Genomic DNA, 1710 nt, shown 5'->3' with positions numbered 1-1710 from the left:
GCCGGACGTCGTCCACCTGGCCCGCCGGGCCGGCTGACCCGTCACGCCGCCCAGCCGGGTGTGCGTCCCCGCCCGTCCCCGCCCGTCCCTGCCCGGCCCGCTCGACCGGGACGGGCGGGGACGGGCGGATCCGAGCGGCCGCCCGAGCGGGCGGTCCGCGCTACCTCAGGCCGTTGTCCACCGCGGCCATCAGCTCACCGCTCGCGGTGTCCCCGTCGAACGACCAGACCATCGCGCCGGCCAACCCCTGGGACTTGATCCAGGCGGTCTTGCGGGCGATCTCGGTCGGGTCGTCGTACGTGTAGAGCACCGTCCCGTTGTAGAGGTAGGCGAAGCCGGCCACCGGATCCCGGTAGAGGGTGTAACCGCCGCCCGCGGCCAGGTCCTTGAGCTTGTGGTAGTCCTCGAAGCCGTTCTCGTAGCTGCCCGGCGCCGGTCCGGTGGCGCTCTGGAAGAGGCCGTTGGTGGTGCCGCGCGGCACGCCCGTCCAGCCGCGGCCGTAGAACGGGATGCCCAGGGTGAGCTTGCTCTTCGGGGCGCCGCCGTTGACGTACGCGTTGATGGCGATCTCGGAGCTGAACCGGCGGTCCGGGGTGGACGGGTCGCCGGCCGCGACCTTGAGCGCGGACTGCTGGTTGGTCGTCATCTCCCAGGCGCCGTGGTAGTCGTAGCCCTGGATGGTGGCGAAGTCGAAGGCGCCGAACAGGCCGGGGACGTCGATGCCCGCGGTGATCTTCGCCGGGTCGGCCGGGAGGAAGGCGCTCAGCGAGTAGTGCTTGCCGGTGGTGGCGCCGAGCGCGTCCAGCTGGCGCCGGAACTCCTGGGCCAGCAGCGTGTAGTTGGCCTTGTCGGCAGGCCTGAAGACGTTCCCCAGGTGCCCGTCGGAGTTCGGCCACTCCCAGTCGAGGTCGATGCCGTCGAAGATGCCGGCCGCACTGCCCGCGCCGCCGCGGCCGTCGATGACCGGCAGGTTGCCCTTGATGTACATGTCGATGCAGGAGCTGACCAGTGCCTTGCGGGAGGCGTCGGTGGCGGCAGCGTCGGAGAACCACTTGCTGTACGACCAGCCGCCGATCGAGATCTGGATCCGCAGGTTCGGGTACTTGGCCTTGAGCTGCTTCAGCTGGTTGAAGTTGCCGGCCAGCTTCTGGTCCCAGGTGTCGGTGGTGCCGGCGACCGAGTTGCCGGCGTCCCAGCCCTTGCCGTAGTCCGCCCAGGCGTCACCGGCGCCGTCGCCCGCGTTGGGGTCGGAGTCGTTCCCGGCCGCCTTGTTGGTGATGAAGCACTGCTTGGTGGTCGGGTGGATGTTGGCGAAGGCGTAGTTGAGCGTGGTGAGCCGGCCGGCCGAGCCCGAGGTGTCGAGCTTCTTCACGCTGTAGCCGCGGGCGTAGATGCTCCACTGGGTGAAGTACCCGATCTTCAGCGCCCCGGGGTTGGTGCCGCCCGGCTTGGTCCTTCCGGTCACCGGGCCGGAGGCGGGCGAGACGTTCCCGGCCGCGTCGCGGGCCCTCACGGTGAAGGTGTAGGAGGTGTCGGGCGCCAGGTTGCCGACCGTGGCGGACGGCGTGGTGACGGTCGCGGCGAGCGCGGTGCCGTTGTAGACGTCGTAGGCGGTGACGCCGACGTCGTCGGTGCTGGCGGCCCAGCCCAGCGAGATGCTGTTGGCGTCCGAGCCGGTCACGGCGGGTGTGCCGGGAGTGGTCGGCGCGG

Annotated in this window: 1 protein-coding gene; it reads right to left on the bottom strand. The window is 70.9% G+C overall.

Annotated features, from left to right (window positions below; all coding sequences use genetic code 11):
• Nucleotides 1-160 precede the first annotated feature (160 nt).
• The coding region (locus tag MCM47_RS40180) for a glycosyl hydrolase family 18 protein (protein ID WP_238951778.1) at nt 161-1710 on the bottom strand (1550 nt) is incomplete at its 5' end.

The sequence above is a fragment of the Kitasatospora sp. A2-31 genome (genome assembly GCF_022288725.1).
In the GTDB taxonomy this organism is placed as follows: Bacteria; Actinomycetota; Actinomycetes; order Streptomycetales; family Streptomycetaceae; genus Kitasatospora.
This window is presented reverse-complemented; position numbering and strand designations above follow the sequence as displayed.